Raw genomic sequence first — 2,360 nt, 5'->3', positions numbered from 1 at the left:
CATTATTCAAACTTTGATAAATAAGGAAGATACAGTTGTAGAGATTAAATATGATCTGAATGTTTACTCACTGACATATCAAACTAACGGAGGAAGTTATGTTCCACGGCAAACTGGTAAATATATGTCGGAAATTACAATTGCTTCTGGCTCAACTCTAGCTGGATATACTTTCGAAGGTTGGTATACCAATCCAGAATTTGAGGGTGATTCAGTTAGTGGAAATTTAGTAATGACAGATAATGTCACTTTGTATGCTAAATGGTCAGCTTCTAGTGTGAGCTATAACATTGTTTATCTTGTAGAAAATGCTAATGATGATGGATATTCTTTGTTATCAACAGGGCAGGGAACGGCACGGACAGGTTCTTCTGTAACAGTTACTTCTCAACAAGCAAAACCTTCTTGGGGAAGCTTACCAAGTAAAGCCTTTAAATTTGAACGCGCAACTAACGAAATTGTGAAAGCAGACGGTAGTTCAGTTGTAACAGTTTATTATTCCAGAAATGAATACACTATTACAATAAAAGGCAGTAGAAATACTACCTATGGAACAATTAAAGCTAAATATGGATCCAATATAGCTGATGAATGGTTATCTATTACTAAGAGTCATACTGAAAATGGAACATATGCGTGGGAAGATAATAAAGGCAATCCTAAATTAGCTGTTCTTGATATAATGCCTAGCGAAGACAGAACATATTCAAGAACAAGGAATACTTCGTATAAAGAGGAAACGATCCATTATTATCTTGAAGGTTATGCTAAAGGAAATCAAAGAAATTTTGATGGAAAAACATTTGGTGAGTATACCTCAGTTGATGTAAGATACAATTATTTTACAAAGTCTGAAGAGTTCTTTGATATTGATGGCTATAATCAATATCAAGCAACGAATTCTAAAGGAAATAAAGTAGATTTTGGAAGTAGTTCCAATATATCTAGTGGTGATTATTATTTCTATTATACTCGTGCAGAATATACACTATCGTTGATAAATGTGAACGATCGTATTGATTACAAAGTTCCTTATACTGAGGATATTTCTGACAAGTTGGTAGAACCAAAGAATAAGCCAACAAATGATTCAGTATTTGAGGGCTGGTATATTGACCAGGGATTAACAGAAAAATTCACTGAAACAACTATGCCAAAGGGGCTTGTATTATATGCAAAATGGTCAGCACCTAGTTATGATGTCAAGTTTGTAAGCGACGGAGTGGTTGTTGAAACAAGACCTGTAATCAGTGGCAAGACTGTTGATATGATCAATGCTCCTGAAAATCCAGGATACGATTTTGACGGTTGGTTTGTTGATGAAGAATGTACTCAATTATATGATTTTGCAGAACCTGTAAAAGAAAGCAAAGTCTTATACGCAGGGTGGTCCAAACGCCAGATGGCTGATTACGTGGTAAAGTATGTCACAGAAACTGGAGAACAAGTTGCTGAAAGTAAATATGGCAGTGGTAAAGTAGAAACAACAATAGTTGAAAAAGCCGTAAAACCAGAAGGAAAATTTGCGGAATATACTGTAGATGCGCCAAGTAAGTCAATTGTCTTATCAACAAATTCGAATGAAAATGTAATAACGTTTACTTACTATGCGACTGCGGAACTGACATATGACGTAATTTATACGTATGAAGGTAAAATTATCTATAGTGTACTAGATAATATTTCAGATGTAAATCGAATCAAAGTTTATCCGGTTTTAGCATCAGAAATTGAAGCATTGCAGGGCTATTCGATTAATGAATCATTTAAATGGGCAGATTTATATTATGGTCAAGATAATATAATCGAATTTACATTAAATGTTTCTAATTTTGAAATAGACTATAAAAATGTTGAAGATGTAACATGGAAAAATGGCGATTTGGTAAATCCAAATCCTGTATCGTATTCCATTAAAGACATTTCTGATGGAAAAGTTATTACCTTAGTAAATCCTGAAAAACGAGGTTATGCTTTTACAGGATGGACATTAACAAAGGGTACAAATCCAGATGCAACACATGATCCTATGAATACTGTAATTAGTGAAGGATCTTATGGAAATTTGGAGTTTACTGCTAATTTTGTTATTGATGAAAGCCAGACAAAGGAACTGAATTACACAGTCAAGCATGTAATTGGCGAAGAAGTTCAGGAAACCTTAACGGAAACGCAGAAAGTTCAGGTATTGCAGCCAGATACACTGACACGGAATACTGAATTAGAAGCAGATCGCGGTTATAAGGGTTATAAGAAGAGCACTGTAACTTATGAAAATGGGGAAGCTGTAGAAGGTGAAACCATTGCGAATGGAGCGGTCATTGTAGTCAACTATATCGTTGATGCCGAACAGACAACGA

The 2,360-nt window shown here is 34.8% G+C and carries 1 protein-coding gene; it reads left to right on the top strand.

Annotated elements, in window-relative coordinates; translation table 11 throughout:
- Positions 1 to 2,360, top strand: a 2,360-nt coding sequence (locus HOLDEFILI_RS19800; protein WP_006059897.1) for an InlB B-repeat-containing protein, incomplete at both ends; no start/stop codon positions are given.

Source organism: Holdemania filiformis DSM 12042 (genome assembly GCF_000157995.1).
GTDB classification, from domain to species: domain Bacteria; phylum Bacillota_I; class Bacilli_A; order Erysipelotrichales; family Erysipelotrichaceae; genus Holdemania; species Holdemania filiformis.
This window is presented reverse-complemented; position numbering and strand designations above follow the sequence as displayed.